The 22,151-nt window shown below is 41.6% G+C and carries 18 protein-coding genes and 1 pseudogene; 2 read left to right on the top strand and 17 right to left on the bottom strand.

Going from position 1 to position 22,151, the window contains the following annotated elements; genetic code table 11:
• Positions 1-27: 27 nt before the first annotated feature.
• Positions 28-3,189: an efflux RND transporter permease subunit gene (locus AC3IPL_RS00945; protein ID WP_489242220.1), complete on the bottom strand. Its 3,162-nt coding sequence runs from the start codon at positions 3,187-3,189 to the stop codon at positions 28-30.
• 60 nt (positions 3,190-3,249) lie between these two features.
• Positions 3,250-4,110, bottom strand: coding sequence for an NAD(P)-dependent oxidoreductase (locus tag AC3IPL_RS00940; protein WP_489241211.1), 861 nt, complete (start codon positions 4,108-4,110; stop codon positions 3,250-3,252).
• A 74-nt stretch (positions 4,111-4,184) separates the two neighbouring features.
• On the opposite strand from AC3IPL_RS00940, the gene AC3IPL_RS00935 reads away from it, so the two are divergent.
• On the top strand, positions 4,185-4,475 hold the full coding sequence (locus tag AC3IPL_RS00935; RefSeq protein WP_489241210.1) for a hypothetical protein: 291 nt from the start codon (positions 4,185-4,187) through the stop codon (positions 4,473-4,475).
• Here the strand turns inward: AC3IPL_RS00935 and proC are convergent.
• Both proC and AC3IPL_RS00925 read right to left on the bottom strand, forming a co-directional pair.
• A complete protein-coding gene (proC, locus tag AC3IPL_RS00930; protein WP_489241209.1) occupies positions 4,472-5,251 on the bottom strand; it encodes a pyrroline-5-carboxylate reductase in 780 nt (259 codons plus the stop codon). The genes AC3IPL_RS00935 and proC overlap by 4 nt on opposite strands.
• A 7-nt stretch (positions 5,252-5,258) precedes the next feature.
• Positions 5,259-6,512, bottom strand: a complete 1,254-nt coding sequence (locus tag AC3IPL_RS00925) for a lipid II:glycine glycyltransferase FemX (RefSeq protein WP_489241208.1) — start codon at positions 6,510-6,512, stop codon at positions 5,259-5,261.
• A gap of 85 nt (positions 6,513-6,597) precedes the next feature.
• On the opposite strand from AC3IPL_RS00925, the gene AC3IPL_RS00920 reads away from it, so the two are divergent.
• Positions 6,598-6,849: a hypothetical protein gene (locus tag AC3IPL_RS00920; protein WP_489241207.1), complete on the top strand. Its 252-nt coding sequence runs from the start codon at positions 6,598-6,600 to the stop codon at positions 6,847-6,849.
• On the opposite strand, the gene AC3IPL_RS00915 is transcribed toward AC3IPL_RS00920, so the two are convergent.
• The 13 genes and pseudogenes from AC3IPL_RS00915 to AC3IPL_RS00855 form a co-directional block, all read right to left on the bottom strand.
• Positions 6,843-7,565: a VOC family protein gene (locus tag AC3IPL_RS00915; RefSeq protein ID WP_489241206.1), complete on the bottom strand. Its 723-nt coding sequence runs from the start codon at positions 7,563-7,565 to the stop codon at positions 6,843-6,845. The two genes, AC3IPL_RS00920 and AC3IPL_RS00915, sit on opposite strands and share 7 nt — an antisense overlap.
• A gap of 76 nt (positions 7,566-7,641) precedes the next feature.
• On the bottom strand, positions 7,642-8,817 hold the full coding sequence (locus AC3IPL_RS00910) for a DUF418 domain-containing protein (protein WP_489241205.1): 1,176 nt from the start codon (positions 8,815-8,817) through the stop codon (positions 7,642-7,644).
• Positions 8,818-8,994: 177 nt separating this feature from the next.
• On the bottom strand, positions 8,995-11,157 hold the full coding sequence (locus AC3IPL_RS00905; protein WP_489241204.1) for a thermonuclease family protein: 2,163 nt from the start codon (positions 11,155-11,157) through the stop codon (positions 8,995-8,997).
• Between the two features lie 152 nt (positions 11,158-11,309).
• Positions 11,310-12,974, bottom strand: a complete 1,665-nt coding sequence (locus AC3IPL_RS00900; protein WP_489241203.1) for a glycoside hydrolase family 13 protein — start codon at positions 12,972-12,974, stop codon at positions 11,310-11,312.
• Positions 12,975-13,089: 115 nt separating this feature from the next.
• Entirely contained in the window at positions 13,090-14,238 is a 1,149-nt protein-coding gene (locus AC3IPL_RS00895; protein WP_489241202.1) for an ABC transporter ATP-binding protein, read from the bottom strand.
• A 12-nt stretch (positions 14,239-14,250) separates the two neighbouring features.
• Positions 14,251-15,219, bottom strand: a complete 969-nt coding sequence (locus AC3IPL_RS00890; RefSeq protein ID WP_489241201.1) for a sugar phosphate isomerase/epimerase family protein — start codon at positions 15,217-15,219, stop codon at positions 14,251-14,253.
• Between the two features lie 11 nt (positions 15,220-15,230).
• Positions 15,231-16,265: a Gfo/Idh/MocA family protein gene (locus AC3IPL_RS00885; RefSeq protein WP_489241200.1), complete on the bottom strand. Its 1,035-nt coding sequence runs from the start codon at positions 16,263-16,265 to the stop codon at positions 15,231-15,233.
• Positions 16,266-16,279: 14 nt separating this feature from the next.
• Positions 16,280-17,303: pseudogene (locus AC3IPL_RS00880) on the bottom strand (Gfo/Idh/MocA family protein).
• Positions 17,304-17,307: 4 nt separating this feature from the next.
• The gene (locus AC3IPL_RS00875; RefSeq protein ID WP_489241199.1) at positions 17,308-18,024 is read right to left on the bottom strand and encodes a ThuA domain-containing protein; all 717 of its coding nucleotides are present in this window, start codon (positions 18,022-18,024) and stop codon (positions 17,308-17,310) included.
• Positions 18,021-19,043 (bottom strand): LacI family DNA-binding transcriptional regulator, encoded by a 1,023-nt coding sequence (locus AC3IPL_RS00870; protein ID WP_489241198.1) that lies wholly within the window; start codon positions 19,041-19,043, stop codon positions 18,021-18,023. The genes AC3IPL_RS00875 and AC3IPL_RS00870 overlap by 4 nt, the downstream gene beginning before the upstream one ends.
• Before the next feature lie 8 nt (positions 19,044-19,051).
• Positions 19,052-19,861 carry a carbohydrate ABC transporter permease gene (locus AC3IPL_RS00865; RefSeq protein ID WP_489241197.1) on the bottom strand — a complete coding sequence of 270 codons (810 nt, stop codon included), beginning with the start codon at positions 19,859-19,861 and terminating at the stop codon, positions 19,052-19,054.
• Positions 19,861-20,727 (bottom strand): carbohydrate ABC transporter permease, encoded by an 867-nt coding sequence (locus tag AC3IPL_RS00860; protein ID WP_489241196.1) that lies wholly within the window; start codon positions 20,725-20,727, stop codon positions 19,861-19,863. The genes AC3IPL_RS00865 and AC3IPL_RS00860 overlap by 1 nt, the downstream gene beginning before the upstream one ends.
• Before the next feature lie 72 nt (positions 20,728-20,799).
• Positions 20,800-22,098: an ABC transporter substrate-binding protein gene (locus AC3IPL_RS00855; RefSeq protein ID WP_489241195.1), complete on the bottom strand. Its 1,299-nt coding sequence runs from the start codon at positions 22,096-22,098 to the stop codon at positions 20,800-20,802.
• Positions 22,099-22,151 lie beyond the last annotated feature (53 nt).

Here is a 22,151-nt window from a genome sequence, read left to right as displayed (position 1 = left end):
AAAGCTTATCGCTTTCAGGGCATTTTATTATTGTTCAATGACGCTTTCTTTTTTTCTGTTACGGTTTTTGAAGTTCATCAATATTTCATAGACAACCGGAACAACAATCAATGTGAGCAGCGTAGATGATACAAGTCCACCGATGACTGTTACACCTAGTGATTTAGAAATAAGCACTGAACCATCACCGCCAATTAATAACGGCGATAGTGCACCAATTGTCGCAAGAGCTGTCATTAAGATTGGTCTGACACGTGTTGCACCTGCTTCAAGCAATGCTTCTCGTGTAGAGAGGCCGCTGTTTTCCATATTGATGACTCGGTCAATCAAGACAATGGCATTCGTGACAACGATACCAATCAGCATAAGTACTCCGATCATCGATGGAACAGATAACGTTTCACCAGCGATAAGCAGTCCCACGATGACACCGATAATAGTAAACGGTAATGAGAAAAGAATGGCCAGTGGTGCCAGTCCACCTTTGAATGTCAGTACAAGAATCAAGTAGACGATACCGATAGCAGCAAGCATTGCGACACCGAGTTGAGAGAAGCTTTCTCCGATATCTTCGTTTGTTCCACCGACTTTAATGTCAACATTGTTTGGTGTATCAATTTTGTCGATAGCTTTTTGAACATCTGCTGTTGTTTTACCAACATCATCTGATTTAATTTTACCGTCGACACTTGCTGATATATCTCCATCATCACGCGTGATAGTATCTGATGACTGGCTTTCTTCAATATCCACTACCTGGCTGAGTTTGACATCACGGCCAAGCGGTGACGTGATTTCTATATCTTCCAACTTCTTCTTAGTCCAGTTTGTTTCCTGGTCTTTCGTCAAAATAACTTCTGTTGATTTACCTTGCTCTCCTACTTTTGTAACGACTGTTTCAGGAGAACGCTGGTTCAATGCCATCGCTACTTGTCCTGCTGTCAGTCCAAGTTCAGACAATCTGTCATGATCCACTTTCAATGTGTATTCATCGTAGCTGTCTGTTAACGATGAATCGACGTTAGATAATGTTTTTTGTTCTTTCATTACTTTTTCGACTTCTTCTACCGTTGAACGGATGGCATCCGCTGAAGGTCCCACAACTGAAACAGCTACAGTATTAGATGCGCCGCCTGTTGCAAAGTCCTGATTTTTCCATGAACCTGGATGTTTGTATGCGGCTATTTTATCGAGCACTTTTTCAGCTTCATCTTCCCAGTTCGGTGTATCTTTGTTGTATTCAACCATCATTGCCATGTCGTTTGAAGCGACTGGACTGAATGGGTTTTTACCACCGACTGAGAATTGAACGTTTTCTACATTTTTCTTACTTGATAAATATTTCTGTACTTCTTCTGCATGGTCAACCACTTCATCTTCAGTTTCACCTGGCTGTGGTTTGTAAGTTAATGCCAGCAGTTTATCTTCACCTGTCGAGATGAATGATGTTCCGACAAGCGGTGTTAACATCAAACTGCCGACCAGCAGTAAAATACTCAGCAATCCAACGATCCATTTATGTTTTAATGACCATTCCAGCACACGACGATAGAAGTGCGCAACAGCACCCGGCTTTTCGTCATGATGTCCTTTAATGCCATTTTTGAAGAAAATATGAGCAAGCATCGGTACGATGGTAATCGCAATTAATAATGATGCCAGCAAAGCAAATACAACGGTCAGAGCAAATGGTTTAAACAACTCGCCTACTGAACCTGATACAAGTCCAAGCGGCAGGAATACTGCAATAGTGACGAGTGTCGATGACATGATAGGGATGAACATCTCACGTGTCGCATCAGCAATCAGTGCCGAGCCTCTAAGGCGTTCATTTTTCAGTGACATCCGTCTGAAGACATTTTCAATGACAACGATAGAGTCATCAATAACTCGACCTATCGCAACAGTCATTGCACCTAATGTCATAATATTCAATGTAACGTCAAGCTGTCTTAAGATCAAGAGAGCAATCAGAATTGACATTGGAATAGAGACCACTGCAATTAATGTTGAACGGATATTACGTAAGAAAATCATAATCATGATGACTGCAAATAACGCACCAATCAGCGCTTTTTCAATCATCGTTTTCACTGAATCTTCAATCGGTTTAGCCTGATCAAGTATTAACAGACTATCAATATCTTTATTTTTTTTGCTGAATTGGCTGACAGCATCTTTTACATCATTCGCTAATTTTACAGTATTAGCATTATCTGATTTTACGACTTGTACACTTAGAGAATCGTTACCGTTAGTTTTAGAAATAGATTCACGACTTTCTACATTTTTGACAGTCGCAATATCGCCTAATTCAACAGTCGGCAGCTTAGCATTTTTTGCCTGCTCAGCTGCTGCTGCCTGCGCTTTCGGATCTAGAGCGGTTTGTCCACCAGCTCCTGCCGCTGACTGTCCGGCCTGCTGACCACCAGTCGCACCGGTACCACCTGTTGCAGGGATTTTTAATGATTTCAATGCTTCGACTGATGTGAACTGTCCGTTGACAACAATGGATTTCAAATCTTTGTCAAAAGTATAGAGGCCAAGTGGTGCTTCAGTGGTAGCACCTTTGATGTATTGGAGAACAGTGTCTTCAGACAAGCCTTCTTTCTTGAGCTTATCTTCATCAAACTGCAGCTCAATCTGCTCGACTTCCTGTCCAGAGAAAGTGACACTGCTGACGCCATCCACTCCTTCGATTTGAGGAACAAGGTCTTTCTCAATGACTTGTGTCAGTTCTTTGATGTCTTTGTCAGAGGATGAAAAAGAATAGCTGATGACAGGAAATGTGTACATAGAGATTTGATCAATCGTTGGATCCTGTACTTCTTCAGGCATATCAATGCTTGCAATTGCTTCTTCTACTTCTCGTTCAGCTTTGTCCATATCAGTTCCAAAATCATACTGAAGCGTAATCGCTGATGCGTTCTGCATTGACTGACTCGAAACATTATCGACTCCACTCATGCTTGAAACTTTTTTCTCAATAGGATCTGTGACGTTATCCAGCACCGCTTCAGGTGTAGCACCTGGATATGGCGTTGTTATCGTAATTACCGGTGATGAGATGCTTGGTAGCAGCTCCATCTTCATCGTTAAGGCTGAGTAAAGTCCGCCGACTGCAAGGATGAGAGTCATCAACCAGATAGCGAGCTTATTATGTATCGAAAAATTAATAATTTTTTGTATCACTGTTTTCCTCCAATTTTTAATCTCCAATAACAATATAGACTAATAAGAAAATCATTGCTAATGATTGCTTCTGTATTTTTCAAAAATAATATGTGTACCTGTCGTTTCTTTTTGTTGCTGTGATAATTGATCATAGAGCTTATATGCCAGTTTCAGACCAGGCAGTTCTATGTTCATTTTGATGGCTTCATCAAGCGCAATCTTCATATCTTTTAAGAAATGATGTGTATAGAAGCCAGGTTTGTAGTCCCCTTCAAGCATTCTTGGCCCAAGATGAGATAATGACCAGCTGCCTGCAGCTCCTTTGGAGATGGTCTCTAGTACACGTTCTATATCGAGCCCAGCCTGCTCAGCGTAATACAAACTTTCAGCTACACCGATCATCCCCGATGCAATAGCAATCTGATTGGCCATTTTCGTATGCTGACCACTGCCGGCAGGACCAAAATATTGAATGCTACCGCTGAACATGGCGATGATGTCTTTTGTCTTCAGGAATGCCTGTTCATCTCCGCCGACCATCACAGAGAGCGTCCCATTTCTGGCACCAATATCGCCGCCGCTGACGGGCGCATCAATAACCGCCAGTCCTTTTTCTGCTGCTGCATCTGCTATTCTCCGTGCAAGTTCAGGGCTCGATGTGGTACAGTCGATCATAATCTGCCCGGCTCTACCTAGTTCAATCAACCCATGTTCACTTAAATACATCTCCTCAACATCATGCGGATAACCGAGCATGGTGAAGATGATATCGCACTGCGCTGACACCTCTTTTGGACTGTCACACCATACTGCTCCTTGATTGACAAGATCATCAGCTTTATCCTTTGTCCGATTATACACAAATAATGAGTGACCTTTAATATGTCCAGCCATGCTGCTGCCCATCACACCTGTACCAATAAATCCAATATTCATCACTGACCTCCAATATTTATATTTTATTAATCGTGAATTTCCATTAAAATGAATAACAACTAGGAGGGTCTTATATGCAAAAAATGCTCATGCTGCTTTTTATCATTATGCATATCGTCTTCACCGCAAGTTATTTCATCAATAGTGGTATTATTTTCTTCACCAAATATTTCTGGTTCTTCTTCTGTATCTTGACGTTTGTCATTGGATTGGCCTATATGTTTGCGAAACTGCCGAGCAGAGAAAAAAACGTCACCTACAAAATAATGGCTTTTATATTAACACTCATTAGTCTGCTCAGTTTCTGCTTTCTTCTATATTTAGCTTTCATCAATCCTTTTTTCTATCTTGAATTCAGAAACTAATTATATTTTGTTATTTCATCCATGGCTTTTGAGATGGCATCTCTGAAGCCTTTTTCTTCGAGCTTCATGACACCTTGAATCGTGGAGCCTCCAGGCGATGTCACTTGGTCTTTCAGTACTGCTGGATGCTCACCACTTTCGAGCATCATTTTGCCGGCACCGATAACCATCTGACTTGCCAGTTGATAGGCAGCAGCTCTATCCAGTCCAGCAGCGACTGCATTATCTGCCATCGCTTCAATCATCATGTAGACAAACGTCGGAGAAGAAGCAGCAATTGCCGGCATGATCGACATCAGCGATTCATCGATCCATTTGACTACACCCAGCTGCGTCATCATCTGAGTCACTCTATCCATCTCTTCTTGACTGACATAATCATTACAGCTCATAGCCACAATCCCTGAATTGACCGCAACAGGTGTGTTCGGCATCATCCGAATAATCTTCTGATGATGATCGAACAGGTCATCGATGTCCTGAATAGATACGCCGCCAGCAATTGATAAAATAATATGGTCCTCAGTTAGATAATGTCGCAGCTGCACCGCCATTTCAGCCAATGCATTCGGCACGATACCCAGCATCACTGCATCGTAATCTTTCAATGATTCGAGTGAATCAATGCTTGTCACCCCGTGTGCTGCAGCAAACTCATGTTGTTTCTCATTGTTTCTCAGCCAAACTCCTAATGTGTCCATCTGAACACCACTGTTCTTCCATCCTGTCACCATCTGAGTGACCATTTTGCCGCCGCCAATGATTGCTATTTTCATATTATCCCTACTTTTTACGTCCTTTTGTGAATTTCAATTTCAATCGTGTGATACGTGGTTTCACTTGTTCGATCAATTGATAGACAGGCTGATTCAATACATAATCAAATTCTCCGACTTTTTCGCTGAGACGTGTGCCCCACGCCTTTTTGAACTGCCAGAGACCAAAATGCTCTGAACCTTTCGGCGGATTATTGTCTGTACCACCGAAATCATAGCTTTTTGCACCTCGGGAACGCGCATACCGCATCATGCTGATCTGCATGTTATGGTTCGGCAGATAGTCCCGGTATTCATTGCTTGATGCACCGTATAAGTAATAAGACTTATATCCTGAGAACGTCAGCAGTGCACCGGACAATATTTTCCCTTCAGGATGGGTTTCGTTCAGCTGCTTCAGTTCAGTCAGTTGTTTACTGAGTTTTGTCTGCTGCAGAGCGATATCTTTCAGTTGATTCTGTGCCTTTTTCTGATCTTTTTTCTGTTCAAGCTTCTGTTTTTTTGCTTCAAGCATATTGTATTCTTCTTGAATTTTCGGCATGACATGTGACGGTACAAGCTTCACAAGAAAGAGTTCTGCATCTCCGTCAGGATGAAGTGCATCATATATATTCTCGAAATATGACACATCCCGCGTCAGAAAACCGTCACGCTCGCCTGTTTCTTTCATCAGTGCTGCAAATGTCTTCAAATCTTCACGACCTGCGATATAAGCTTCAGTACCTTTTTTCTGACTGAGCTTCACACGCGAACGGTTGTTTTTTTCAAAACTTTGGATAAGCGGTTCGTCTTCTTGATTGATATCGGTGATCATCGTCATACGAGGTTGAATGTAGCGCTTACTCAGTCCATCTTCAAATCCTTTATGGCGATAGCCGAGCGACTGCATATATTCTATAAGGTCTCCTGCCGCTTTGACTTCTACATCAGGGTCAATTTTGATGGCATAGGCACGTTCAGCACGGGCCACTTCCACTGCAAATGATGTCAGAGCATTGACGACTTCCTTGTCATTGTAATCGCAGACGAATCCTCTTGAAACATAGCACAATGTAAACGGCAGCTTCGGCACAGGTTTAAATAACAGCTGGCCGACACCCGCTACTTCATTATCTCGTCCGACAGCAATCCGCTTTGAATACCATCCTGTCAGCTGCTTAGATTCCGCCCACTTAGTGAGCTGAAGTAAATCTCCATTTGGGTGTTGTTTAACAAAATAATCATGTGCCTCGTTAGAAATACGAATTCTATTTACTGTCATGTGAATCTTCCTCTCAATCGTTCAACTATAATTGACTACTTATTTTTGATATAATGGTTACAAAATACATGATTAGAGGTTCATTATGTTCAAAAATATGTTATTGGCTGTCCTTGCTGTTATCAATTTAATTCTTATCTTTTTGTTTCAGACGCGCAGTGCCATCTATCATTTTGATATTAGTACGATTGCCGTTGGTCTCACACTGATTATTTCCATTCTCTTTTTAATTGTGAAACCATCTAAGTCCAACAAACTATTTATCGCTGCTGCGCTACTGATTGCATTATACCACGGCACACTTCTCGTGATGCGTGTCTACCATTATGTCTACTGAACGAACTGGTAACAAGCGTCGTGCACTGTCAGTGTGCGGTCCTCTCCAGACTGGATGGTGATTGACAGAATCCTGTCAGATGTTCCTTCAGTGACCGTAAATACAGGGCTTGCTGGAATATGCAGGGCACCCTCTTTAAATTCAGCACCTAGAAGTTCCTGCCATTCAGTAACTCGCTCATTAAGATCTGTCACTTCAAGCGCTATCTCCTTGACCGTCAACGGTTGGAACAAAGGAGCCAGCGCTCGTTGCCTTTCTTCATCCGACTGTTCCCACTGAATGAAAAATGGCAGTTCTCGGTCACTATTATCATCAATATACAGTAACTGCCAGCTGATGACCTCTCCGTTCAGCTTCGTACGAGCCATCTTATTCGGCCCGATGACCTTTCGACCACATGACACAAAGTGATCTTTCAATGCCTCAATGTCATCTGTTCTGAAACAGAGCCGTTTAAACCCTTCTGTATCGTGCGTCCGTTCAAGTGTCGCCGCAAAGCTCAACCGCTCATTGTCATCTGCTGCCGCTTGAATGACTCGTTCCCGGTCGAATATATCGATGAATTCAATATAGCTCAGATCGAAATAACTCAAGCGGTTATAAGTACCAAGCGCATCGTGTCTGCCGCCGTCATGAATCGTCAGCAGCTGCTCAGGAAAGTCAAATGACTCCAAATTTTTTACGTAATGTATGATATGATCCCACTCTAACATCATGTGCTTCACCTCACTATCTATTGTAAGGAATTATGGTGTAAAACGAAAGAAAGAGACTGAAGTTCAGTCTCTTTCTTTATGAGTCATAGCGTCTGGAATAAGGCCGCCATGATAAATAGGTCCAGGCACGCAATAAGTATTCAAGCGGGCCAAACTTGAAATAACGCATATAGACTGCACTGAATAAAACTTGCAGTACGAAAAACGCGAGGGCAAGGGTCACTGATAATACCAGGTCACTATCGCCGAATCGACCGAGACCACGGCTGTAGTAAATCCATGAGTGAAACACAGACTGCATGATATAGTTCGTCAACGACAGCCTGCCGACCGCTTCAAAAGCATGGAACCATGTTCGATGGTTCAGACGCTGATATAAGATATAGAATAAAACGATGTAACCAAACGCCAGTATAAAGTCACCCACCAGCATCGCATTGACAGCAAGCTCACTGTCATTGAATACAAGGCCTGCCACATTGAGCATAAGGCCTGATGGAATACAAAACAGCATGCGCTTTTTAAATGTCGTTATACCCGTCTCAAAGAACTTTGTTTTAGCAGCAATCATGCCGATAATAAATACGGGTAAGTAGACAAGCAGCCCCGTCAGCATCATAATCGGCAGCATTTCGTCAGACTCGATGAACGGATCCTCCTGCAATATAAATTCAAGCAGTTCATTCGGACTCCCACTACTATAGACTGCTTTCTGCTGAATTAAATACTGATGCTGTTCAGCAGTCAGTTCGTAGGGAGAGACTGTGTTGATTGCTTCACTCGCCAACCCTGGATACAGTAGACTGAGACTGAAGAGCAGTCCAAAACTGACGATACACGTGATGATCATCGTCTTCACTGTTCGTTTGACGAGAAAAACAAGGAGCAGTAACAACGGACCATAGAAACTAAGAATATCCCCTTCAAAAAAGAACAGCGCATGAAGTATACCAAGCACTAATAATCCTGTACTCCGTCTGAAAACATGCCGTTTGACGCCTAAACCTTTCCGCTCAAAGCTTCGGGACATCTTGATCAACCCGAAGCCGAATAACAGTGCGAATATAGGCATGAAGCTTCCTTCAATGAATAATTTAATACCTTGCTGCAGCCATAAACTCATTCCATGGACACTATAGACATCAGGATATTCCTTTCCGTAAATACCAAACTGGAAAATCAGCATATTAGCTATTAATATCCCGAATAGACTGAATCCTCTCAAACTATCAACGACCGTTAATCGTTTCATACGCTTCACACCTTTCTTCTTCATTGTACAGAAAAAAAGGCAGTATCTTTCTTAAAGTTTTCTTAAATCATTGAGCAGCTCTGCGTACTAGAAAAATCGACTTCGCAACCTGACTTTCAAGCCGTTCAAATGAATAACACTAATAAAGCCCAGCCTTCTGGCAGGGCTTTATTGATGTTATTTGTTTTTAAGCTTACCCACGTTCTTAGTAAATCCTGCGGTAACATGATCAACCGCAGCATGATCAACCGATACGTTCACTTTATTATCTTCAATATCTGAATCTTTATCGTCTGTGACAGCGTCCTTAAACGTTTCTACCAATCCATCAGGAGAAGCAAATTCAACTGTGTAGTCATTATTACCTGGTGCTTGTAAGACAAACTTTCCTTGTGAATCTGTGATGACTGTCTGAATATGTTTGTTTCCTTCATACAAATCTACTCGAACACCTGATAATTTTCTGTCTGGCTGATCCACTTTACCGTTATGATTTTTATCGTGGAAGGCAAATCCTGCTATATCGTACACTGGTGCATCTTTAGTGATGTATACAGGAAGCAGTTTGTAAGCATCATAACTGTATGTCACTACACCGTCTATCTGATAATACGAACCACCGATTTCAAGAGCATCTGTCGTTTTGATGATAAATTCGTTACCTCTATTATCTACGACTGTATATTCATTGAATTCATTGACAGAGATAACTGTGACATTCTCAATACGAATCAGTTCCGCTTCTACTTCTTCGTTAATCAAATTAAGCGGTGTCACTGCCGGGTCAATGGTTTGCTGACCGGTTATTTTGACAGCTTCTGTTTCCATCTGATACAGCCCGAAGTACTCAGAAGTCTCACCAGTTGCCTGAATCACATCACCTACAGCAGGATTGACTGTTTTACTGCGAATGACCATTCCTGCAGTCTCATCCTGGATGTATACATTATATCCGTCTACTTTCGTAACCGTTCCTGTCACTATTGCTTTAACACCTCTACCACTGTCACGTGCTTCTTGAATAGTCATTTCCTTCGCTGCTTCTGGTGACGTGCCTGATGCTGGTTTGTAGCCCTGTGCAATCGCTTCTTCCTCAGTAAAGAAAATGCGGTTCTCTACCGGAACTTGCACAAAGTTCTCTGGATGATAATAGATTTTAGTTTCTGAATTGCCGACATAGCGGAGCAATCCTTTGCCATCATATCGCGCACGGAACTCGAACGGCAGTTCCATCAGTGGATGTTCACTCTGCCAGATGCCGACGTTCGCTTTCTGCGCCTCTGCTGCTGCTGTCTGAAACATATGGTAATCGTCCCAGTTTGCGACCGGCCAGATGAAATACGTGGAGGCCATACCGCGCTTAACCATTTCGAGGTTAATATTCATCTCATCTTCACGGACGACTTGTCCAAGGACGCGGCCATATTGATCAGTAATCTCTTCAGGATTCACTTTGATTGTGACAGGCATTCCTGCAGTTAACAGTTCGTTCAATGCTTTTTTAGCAATCTCACCGTGATACTTCTGATTCTGGTCTGGATCTGAATCGATTAAATTCTGATCATAGGTCGAAAGGTGGTATGTTTCAGGTGTATCAATATTCAAAAATCGAATGGTATCTGATCCCATGATAGAAGGAGAGATTTTAATAGTATCACCGTCTACTACACGCACTACATTGACTTCATATTCAGCTTGCGGCGTTTCAGGTTCAGGGACAACAACGTTACCGTTAAACATCCCTAGTTCATAAAATGTATCCTTTGGCAGTGCGATGAACTGATCACTTGGTTGATAGCTGTTGTGGATATCAGTATCCGGAGTCAACCGGTCTGACGTTCTTACGAGCGTCATATCCAATGTTGAGACGTCAGAGCCGAATGCTGTTCCTGGATTTGTACCGACCTGACCAATCGAATCGTTGACATTACCGGTTTTAGATGCTGCATTATAATTTTCAAATAAAACAAGTGTATCATCACCATTGAAATTCATGACAGCTGAGCCGGTCTTTAAGTCAGCCTGTGCCAGCACTTCTGCACCTGCCTGCTGGTTAGCAATGACAAATACATCGCCTGCTGCAAGCGTTCCTGATAATTTGAGCTCTGCCACAGTTCCTGCTGTTTCATTGGCACCATTGATAAAAGAAACTAAAGAATATGTTGATAAATCGATTGATTCACTTGCAGGATTGTAAATCTCAATTGCTTTGTTATAGCTCGACCCTTCAATATATTCAGAAATCAACAGCTGTCCCGCTGCCTGTGCCGAGCGGTTGGGGAACGGGATTAATGATGCTATCAATGCGATTGCCAGAAACACTTTAGCGATATGATTCATGTTAAGACTCCTTTATAATTAGATTCTCATTCAGTCTAGCAATCATTTATGGATTTACTATGACCTTTATGTAAATAAAATATTAACTATGCCCCAGTTTCTATATAAAAAAGTCGACTGAAGATGGAATCATCTTCAGTCGGCTTCAGTCATTATGACAAACGGTAAACTCTCGCTTCATATGGTTTCAATATAATTTCGTCGGATGCAGATTCCTGCAGCTGATAGTTGTTCAGCACGATCTTATCCGGATCAAAATGAAAGCCCTCACTATTATCAAGTTTCACTTCGACATCATCAAGGTTGCCGATAACGAGCACTTTGTCATCTCCTAAAGTGCGCGTATACGCGAAGACATCGGTTTGATCAGGGTAGACTAAATCAAATGTTCCATAAGTCATCACAAGATTATCCTTTTTAAATTTAATCATCTTCTTATAAAAGTGATAAATTGATTTTTCATCCTGCATCTGTTTCTCAACATTGATTTCTTCATAGTTCGGATTAACTTTTAACCATGGTCTGCCCGTCGTGAATCCTGCATGCTCTTGATTATTCCACTGCATTGGCGTACGCGAGTTATCACGACTGATCCGCTGCAGCATCTCAATCACTTCAGCTTTTGTCATCCCGTTTATAAGCTCATTGTTATATATATTTTTTGCATGGACATCATTGAACTCTGAAATATCTTTGAATGGATAATTCGTCATCCCGATTTCCTGTCCCTGATAGATAAATGGTGTCCCTTGCAGCAAAAAGTAGACTGCCCCATGACTTGTCGCACTCTCATACCAGTACACTTTGTCATCTCCCCAAGTGGAAGGGACTCGGGGACGGTCATGGTTCTCGATGAACAAGGCATTCCATCCGTTATTTTCCAGGCCTTTCTGCCAACTTGTCAGCACTTCCTTGTAGCCAAGCACGTCAAATTCCTTACCTACATTATGATCCCATAAATTTAAATGCTCAAACTGGAATACCATATTGAACTGACCGTTATCCTTACCGACCCATTGATCGGCGTCGTCCACCGTCACACCATTTGCTTCGCCGACCGTCATAATATCATAATTATCGAATGTCGCTTCCTTCATCTCTTTCAAGAATTCATGAATTCCCGGCTGGTTCATATGACCTTCAAATGATTCGACGTAGTTCAGTCCATCTGGATTCGGCAGATCCCCTTTGTCAAATGATCGTTTAATATGACTGATAGCATCAATTCTGAATCCATCGATTCCTTTGTCAAGCCACCAGTTAATCATATTATAGACTGCATGACGCATCTCCTTGTTCTCCCAGTTCAAATCAGGCTGTTTACGGCTGAAGACATGCATATAATATTGATTGGTCGCTGCATCGTATTCCCAGGCAGAGCCTTCAAAAATACTTGCCCAGTTATTCGGTTCATGACCATTTTTGCCGTCCTGCCAAATATACCAGTCGCGTCTAGGATTATCTTCGGAATGTTTCGATTCAATAAACCATGGATGCTCGTCACTCGTATGATTGACGACTAAATCCATAATCAGTTTCATTCCACGTTCATGAACTTCCATTAATAGCCGGTCAAAATCTTCCATCGTTCCGAAGTCTCTCATAATCTGCTGATAGTCTCGAATATCATAACCGTTATCATCGTTCGGAGAGTCATAGACAGGACACAGCCAGATGACATCAATGCCCAGTTCCTGCAAATAATCTAGTTTTTCGGTCAAACCATTGATGTCACCAATACCATCACCGTTTGAATCTTTAAAGCTGCGCGGATATACTTGGTAACATACCGCTTCTTTCCACCAAATGCGTTTCATTGTTATAGTTCCTCCAGTTAAACTCAATAGATAAAGCTGTTAACAATTTGCATGCTAACAGCTTTTTATCATCAATTCAATCATCTGCACTTATTTCATGCAGCTGTATACTTCACTAAACCTGCAATTCCTGCTCAGCTTCCTGACGGCGTCTATCTTCAGAAGCGTTACGGATACGCTCTCCTGTCTGTGCATCAAAGAAATGTGCTTTGTTCATATCCATAGCAAGGCGAACAATGTCACCTGCCTTTAAGTCGTTACGTGAATCCAGTTTAGAGATAAATTCCTGTCCTTCAAACATTGAATAGACCATAATTTCAGCACCTAACAGCTCGCTAACTGTTACTTTTGTTTCAAATGAGGTATTTTCACAAGACTGGATGAAGACAGGTTCATCATGAATATCTTCAGGACGAATGCCGAATTTAACTTCTTTACCGATGTAGCCTTTGTTTTTCAATGATCGCATAATACTTTCAGGAACATCAAATTCGTAGTTACCGATGAGAATTGATTTCTCTGTTAGTTTAGCATCAAAGATATTCATAGGTGGTGAACCGATAAATTCTGCGACAAAAATATTTTCCGGGAAATCATAGACTTCTTTCGGTGTGCCGACCTGCATAATATCTCCGTCTTTCAGAACGACGATACGTGATGCCATTGTGAGTGCTTCTGTCTGGTCATGCGTCACATAAATCGTCGTTGTCTGTAGACGGTTATGTAATTTTGAGATTTCTGCACGCATTTGTACACGTAGTTTAGCATCTAAATTGGATAATGGTTCATCCATCAAGAAGACTTTTGCTTCACGAACAATCGCCCGACCGAGAGCAACCCTTTGTCGTTGACCACCTGATAAAGCTTTAGGTTTTCGTTTCAAGTACGCTGTCAAACCTAGAATTTCTGCCGCTTCTTCGACACGTCGTTTAATTTCATCTTTAGGTGTTTTACGCAGCTTAAGACCGAATGCCATGTTGTCATAGACAGTCATGTGCGGGTATAATGCATAGTTCTGGAATACCATAGCGATATCACGATTTTTAGGTGCTACATCGTTCATGCGGACACCATCGATTGTGAAGTCACCTTCTGTAATATCTTCGAGCCCTGCAATCATCCGTAATGTCGTTGATTTACCACAGCCTGATGGACCGACGAAGACGATGAATTCTTTGTCGTGAATGTGGAGATTGAAGTCTTTGACGACTGTATTGCCACCTTCATAAGTCTTTTTGATATGATCTAATTTGATTTCTGCCATTGTATTTCCTCCTTATACCCACCACATGTCAGTCGGTGTATGTTTAATAATCACTTGTTTCAAGTTACGTACTGCTGTCTGGAAGCCTTCTTCAATGGACATCAATGGGTCTTCATGTTCAATGCTGACAACATAATCATAATTATACGTTCTAAGCGCACTCATCATTGCAGTCCATTCTTTCAGATCATGTCCACAACCGACGCTTCTGAATGTCCAGCTGCGTGTTTTCACATCGCCATAAGACTGCATATCCAGCAGGCCATACATATTGACGTTATCCTGATCAATAAATGTATCTTTAGCGTGGAAGTGATGGATAGCGTTCTGTTCGCCGAGAATCTTGATGGCTGCCACAGGATCAATGCCCTGCCACCACATATGACTCGGGTCTAGATTAGCACCGATGTATTCATTGGTTGCTGCTCTTAGTTTAAGCAATGTATACGGAGAATGCACGAGGAATCCGCCATGGAGTTCCAATCCAATCTTTACATTGTTTTCTTTGGCAATTTCGGCGATATCTTTCCAATAAGGAATAAGCTTATGTTCCCACTGCCAGTCATAAATATCTTTGTATTCATTCGGCCACGGAGCAACCGGCCAGTTAGGAAGTTTAGCCTCATCAGAATCACCTGCAGTTCCACTGAAACAATTGACTACGGGAACATTCATCAAGTTGGCCAGTTTAATCGTTTTGCGGAGTGTGATATCTGACGTTTCTCTGAATTCTGCTTCCGGCGAGATAGGATTACCGTGACAGCTGAAAGATGAAATAAAGAGCCCTCTTTCAGCAAATGCCTTTTGATAAGTCTCTCTAGCACTCTCACTGTCAAGAAGTCCATCCAGATCGATATGACTATCTCCCGGATAACCTCCTGTTCCTACTTCTACTGCCTCTACTCCTGCTGCCTGAACATAATCAAGCATTTCTTCAAATGACTTGTCATTGAACAAAGGATTGAAAACACCTAATTTCATCACTAGTCCTCCTAGATTAATATCGCTTTATTGTTTGATGCACTTAAATAGACCGCTTCAATAATACGTGATACTTCTCTTGCTTCCGTCGATTTCACACGAAGTGGTGTGTTATGTACTATCGAAGACACGAAATTCTCTGTCTGCAAGTAGTCAAATGGATGCTCTACTTGAATATAGTCAATATTAAGCGTTGTCATCAGTGTATCATCGGCTTGATTCACTTTCATTTCAAAGACATTTAAGCCGCCTTTTGTTCCAGAGATACTGATATGTTCTTCGTCACTTTCGACGTTCGCAGCCCAGCTGGTCTCAAACAGCATTGTTACATTATTTTCAAAGCGGATAAATGCAGTGACATGATCATCGACTTCAAACGTTTCCGGGTTAAATGTGCCCCATTCATTAACAGGATTCGGCATACGACTCAGCTGGTTATAAGTTTGAGCAGATACTTCAGTCGGTTTTCTGCTGCCGACGAGCCAGATTGCAAGGTCTAACAGATGACAACCGTAGTCAATCAGTGCTCCGCCGCCCTGCAGCTCTTTGTTTGTGAAAACACCCCAGCCAGGGACTTTCCGGCGTCTCATCGCTTTTACACGGATGACGAGCGGCTCTCCGATAATTCCTTTATCGATGATTTTTTTCGCTGCTATCGCTTCTTTCATAAATCGGTAGTGGTAGGCGATGTGCAACCTCCCTTTACTGTTTCGTTCAGCCTCTATCATGGCATCACACTCTTCAGTGGTCAGTGCCATCGGTTTCTCGCAAAGAACGTATTTATCATGATTCAAAGCTTCGATAGCAAAAGGTGCGTGAAATTTATTAGGGGTAGTAATCACTACAGCATCGACAGATTCCAGCATCTCCTGGTAGTTCTTCGCTACGTGAGGGATACCAAACTGATTAGCAACGACCATTGCACGTTCCACGTTAATGTCATGGACATGGGTAATCTCTACGTTATCAAACTCTTTAAATGCCGGGATATGACGTTCTGTCGCAATACCACCGACACCAACAATTCCGATTCGAACTTTTGTCATGATGTCTTAGCTCCTTAGATACGAGTTATAATGTTAGTTTCTGCTGACTCAATGGCTTTCATAATCACATTGAGCGATGCTCTGCCTTCTGCGCCGTCACATACAGGTGTCGTATCTTCAACAATCGATTGAATGAAGGCATCAATTGTATGTGAATTAACTTGTCCGCCCTCTTCATTAGTCTGCATCTCTCCAAGCTTCTGCTTGTCGATTTCACCATCTGCACTAATAAAGATATAGCTGTAGTCCGGGTCACTGTTGAGTTTGAGAACCCCATTTTGCCCGTAGATGACCGTACTGTTGTCTTCTTCTCCATTATATGCCCAGGACGCACTGAGTGTCCCGATAATACCGCTCTCTGACTTCAGAATCAATACAGCGTTATCATCTACTGTTGCACCAGCTTTGGCAGACGTTTCAATCATCGCACCTACTTCTTTGAATTCCTCACCCAGCAGATATCGCATTAAGTCTGCTTTATGAACACCAAGGTCACCCATCGCACCTATAAATGCACGTTTTTTATCGAAGAACCAGCTGTCCGGCCCATCAACACTCCAACCTTCCGGCCCCGAATGTCCGAATGTTGTCTTGAATGAATAGATCTTTCCGAGCAAGCCGTCTGCAATTGCCTGCTTAGCTGCCAGATGTGCCTCATTGACACGTTGATTGTGACCAATCATCAGCTTAGTACCACTCTTTTCTGCTGCTCTGATCATCTGATTCTGCATCTTCAAGTGATGTAGCCATCGGTTTCTCACAGAGTACGTGTTTACCGGCATTAAGTGCTGCAATCGTCATTTCTGCATGGAGGTAATTAGGGGTGCAGATGCTTACAGCTTCTACTGCCGGATCTGCAAGCAATTCGTGATAATCACTGTAACTGCTGCCGCCAAATTCTTCAGCGAGCTCATCACTACGTTCTTTGTTGATATCACAGTAAGCAGTAATTTCTGCATGGCTGTTCTCTTGATATTCAGGGATATGACGATGTGTTGCAATACTACCGCATCCGATCACGCCTATTTTGATAGTCATTTGATTACTCCTTTTCTGAAATAAATTCTAGAGGTTGATAGTTGCCGTATACAGGATAGCTGTTAGCGCTCGGTTTCGCCCAACGTACGGCATTGTTAATGACGCGCTGCACATTGCTGTCATAATAGGTCGGATAAGTTTCGTGACCCGGACGGAAGTAGAAGATCTTACCGTTACCCCGCTTGAACGTCGCACCTGAACGGAACACTTCTCCCCCTTCAAACCAGCTGATGAACACTAACTCTTCAGGAGCAGGGATATCGAAATGTTCCCCGTACATTTCCTCTTTAGGAAGTTCAAAGAATTCCGGCAGCCCTTCAGCGATAGGATGACCTGGCATGACGGTCCAGATACGCTCTTTGTCACCAGCCTCACGCCACTTTAAGTCACAGCCTGTACCCATCAATCGTTTGAAGATTTTTGAGAAATGCCCTGAATGCAGGACGACAAGACCCATTCCTTCAAGTATTCGTTTTTGGACCCGATCGACAATCGCATCATCTACTTCATCATGTGCCTTATGTCCCCACCAGATCAATACATCAGTTGCATTCAGCACATCTTCAGTTAATCCATGTTCCGGTTCATCCAATGTCGCTGTTGTGACTTCAGCATCTTCAATAAATGATGCAATCTGCTGATGAATCCCTTCAGGATATATATTTCTTACGATGTCAGATTCCTGCTCATGTCTATATTCGTTCCATACCGTTACTTTCACAGTACTCTCTCCTTTAATGGTTTTGTCGACTCACGTTCAATAATTGAAGTCGGTATAATGATACTTCGTTTAATCATATGTGGGTTGTTTAAATACGCTATTAAACTCTTACCCGCTTCAGCTCCCAATGACTCAGGATGAATATTAACGACAGTCTGTGGTGGACATGCCGCTTCATTGAAGTACGAGTCATTGAACGTAGCCGTCTGTATATCATTCGGTACTCTAATATGCTGCATGTACAATTCACTTAAAATATTCAAGTTCATCATACTGTCCGATGCAATAATAGCAGTCGGAACCGGGCACATGGCAATGATTTCTGCAATGATCTTTCTCACTTCCTGTGTACCTGCTGCACCTTCAAACACTTTTACAGGTAAGCCGGCTGTTCGGCATGCGCGCTCGTATCCTTGAATACGGTCTTCGTTGACTGCATAAGCTGAATTCTCTGCAATAAACACGATGTTGTCATGACCCAGTCTAATCATATAATCGGTCAGCTGATAAGCAGCCATAACATTATCATTGTCGATATATATTTCATTTGAATAAGAGCTCAACTTCTTGCCGAGAATGACAAACGGAAAATCAATGGACTGAAGATAAGTGATGACTTGGTCACTACTTTTTGAATAGAGCAGAATAAAGCCATCCACTGCATTACTTCTCACCAGTTGCTGCACTTCCATCAGCAGCTCCTCTTCATTCATACTCGTTGAGATGACTGTCGAATAATGATTTTCTTTACATACTTTAGATATACTCATCAGCACATCAGTAAAGAACGGATTTTGAGTCATATCTTTGGAGGCGGTTTTCAGCAGCAGACCAATTGTATGGGACTGCTGTGTCACCAGCCTTCTGGCAGAGACATTCGGAATATATCCCATCTCGTCCATTACTTGTCTGACTTTATCACGCGTCTTTTGACTAATAGCAGGATGATTACTGATGACTCTTGATACTGTGGATGGTGCGACATTCGCACGTTTAGCCACATCTTTGATCGTAATCATATGTTCACCTACTTAACGGCACCTTCAGAAACACCTTTGATGATTTGCTTTTGCGCAAAGAAGTATCCTATGATGACTGGAATAATTGAAATAGTTAAACCTGCAAGAGCTAGATGCCATTGTTTTGTATATTGACCAAAGAACAAGAATAATTTCAGTGGAATAGTTTCTTGACCTTGACCTAGTACTAAGTTTGGAAGGAGGAAGTCATTCCAGATCCAGATGACATTCAAAATCCCTACCGTAACAGAAATAGACTTGAGCAATGGGAAGATGACATGCCAGTATATCTGCCATCTGCTCGCTCCATCAATCATCGCCGCTTCATCCAGCGACTTTGAAATTCCTTGCAGTGAACCATGATATAAGAAGATTGACAAACTTGCCCCAAATCCTAAATACATAAAGATGAGTCCCCATCTGTTCAAGCTCTCAAGATCACCGAACAGCTTAACAAGCGGAATCATTACAGATTGGAACGGCACCAACATTGCTGCAACGAATAAGAAGAAGATGACGCTCGACATTTTCCCTTTGTTACGGCTCAGTGCATAGGCTGCCATACTAGAGAAAATAATAATCAATGCGACACTCAATACGGTCACTAATACAGAATTCAAGAATGTCTGCAGAAAGTTCAATTGTGCGAATGCATCAATAAAGTTTTGGAAGGTCCATTCTTCAGGCAGACCTAATGTATCATCAAATATTTGAAGCTTCGTCTTAAATGCATTGACAATCATCAAATAAAAAGGGGACAGCCAGAGCAGACCAATGACCAGGCCAATAATTTCTAGTAACAGCCATTTACTCTTCATTACATCTCCACCTCTCTTTTCTTATTGTAATAAACCTGTACTAAGCTGATCAGCATAACGATTAAGAAGAATACGACTGCTTTAGCTTGTGCAGATCCCATTAAGTTCATTTTAAAGGCAGTGTCGACAATATCCATCGCCACCATTTTCGTTGAGTTACCAGGACCGCCGTTAGTCAATGATAAGTTCTGGTCATATACTTTGAATGCACCTGACAATGTCAGGAACATGCTTACTGTAAAAGCCGGCGCGACAAGCGGGAATGTAATGTCCTTAAATTTCTGCCATGAATTCGCCCCGTCAATTTCAGCTGCTTCCAGTAAATCTTCTGGCACATTTTCAAGGTAGGCAATGTAAATAATCATGATATACCCTGCCATCTGCCATGTTGAGAGAATGACCATACCCCAGAAACCTGTTGTCGTATTACTCAACCATCCCTGCATCCATTCAGAACCAATAGCTTCACCGATAGATGCGAATACTTTAGTAAAAATAAACTGCCAGATAAAACCAAGGATTAATCCTCCGATTAAGTTCGGCATAAAGAATACAGTACGCAATACATTCTTTGATTTAATTTTACTTGTTACTAGTAAAGCAAGCCCTAAACCGATCAAGTTGATAATAATAACTGATGCAATGGAATATTTAAATGTAAACCAGAGCGCATTTTTAAAACTATCATCTTTAAATAAGTTAATGTAATTTTCAAAACCAATAATATCAGGTGTTAATGTAGTATCCCCATTCCAGTTTGTAAATGAATAGTAAATCCCATAGAGAAACGGAATGATAATAACCATGAATAATGCAGCAAGTACTGGAGCAAGCATGAGCCAGAACGCTAAACTTTTTGTCTTCAATGTGTCACACCTCTTTTTTAAAAAAAGGGACAGACATTCTAAAATATATGAATGTTCATCCCCTTAGTCATATTATTTACGTGCTTTTTCCCAGGCATCCTGAGATTTCTTGACTGCTTCGTCAAATGTAAGTTTACCAGTCAAATAATCTTGTAAGTAAGCACCTAATGCATCGTCAGTGTATCCAGTTGGATAACCTTTGAATACCCATGCAGTAGTTTTACCTTCTTCAGAGTACTTGTAGATTTCTTTTGATAATGGATCTGAGATTTTAGAAGTATCGTAATCTTTGTATGCTGGAATGAATTTGAAGTCTTCCATTACGATGTCTTTGCCTTGATCAGAAGTGTATAACCAATCCAAGAAATCTTTTGCTGCTTTTTGAACTTTTTCGTCAGCTTTTTTGTTGACTGCCCAGTTATTTGCTACCCCTACTGGGATTGTTAATTCATCTGTATCTGTTGGCACCGCGATTAAACCTACTTTTTCAGCAATCTCAGGATTAACACTTTCGATAGTTGGATAAGCCCAGTTACCTTGCTGAATCATTGCGACTTTACCAGTAGAGAATAATTCCTCTACTTGTTGAGAATAATCAAGTGATGCTACAGGTTGTTTAGAATATTCATTTTGAATATCTAAATATTGTTTGAATAAGTCTTTGTTTTTGAAAGGTAATGTTTTAGCTTCCGCTGTTTTTTGAATATCGTTGTCAAAATCAGATGCAAGGAACATGCTGGCACCATGATCTGCTAACACCCATTTTTCTTTAGCAGGCAATGCGAATACTGCTTTTAGACCTAAGTCATCTTTTTGTGAGTCAATTTTTTTAGATACTTCCTCTAAATCATCAAGTGTTTTGATGTCTTCAGCTTTAACGCCAGCTTTTTCAAAGATATCTTTGTTGTAGATTAAGCCATAGCCTTCCTGGTTCATAGGAATACCATAAGTTTTCCCATCTTTTTGAACAGGTGAAAGTAATGATTCATCTACTATATTTTTAGTAGCTTTCATGTCTGATAAATCAGCTAGACGACTTGCATGTTGTTTTAAATCTTCAGGACCACCGATATTGAAAATATCCGGCTCATCTTTAGAAGCAATTTTAGCTTTTAGCGCTTGACCATAGTCGTTACCGCCGCCTACTGTCTCAATATTGATTTTTACATTTGGATTTTCATCCATGTATTTCTGTGCTGTTTCTTCGAACTGCTGCTTAAATTCTACTTTGAACTGGAAGACGTCAACTGTGACAGTATCCTTACCGCCTTTAGAAGCCGTGCCGCCACCTGAACCTGAGTTGCCGCATGCTGCAAGAACTGATGCAAATAATAATACGATAATCAACATCAAGCTTGAACGTTTTTTCATATTCTCTTTTCTCCTTTAAATTTATTTTAGAAAGCGTTTTCAATGACACTCTT

The sequence above is a fragment of the Macrococcus sp. GL_134 genome, from assembly GCF_057834705.1.
The sequence above is the reverse complement of the archived record's forward strand: the minus strand, read 5'-3'. Positions and strand labels throughout refer to the sequence as shown.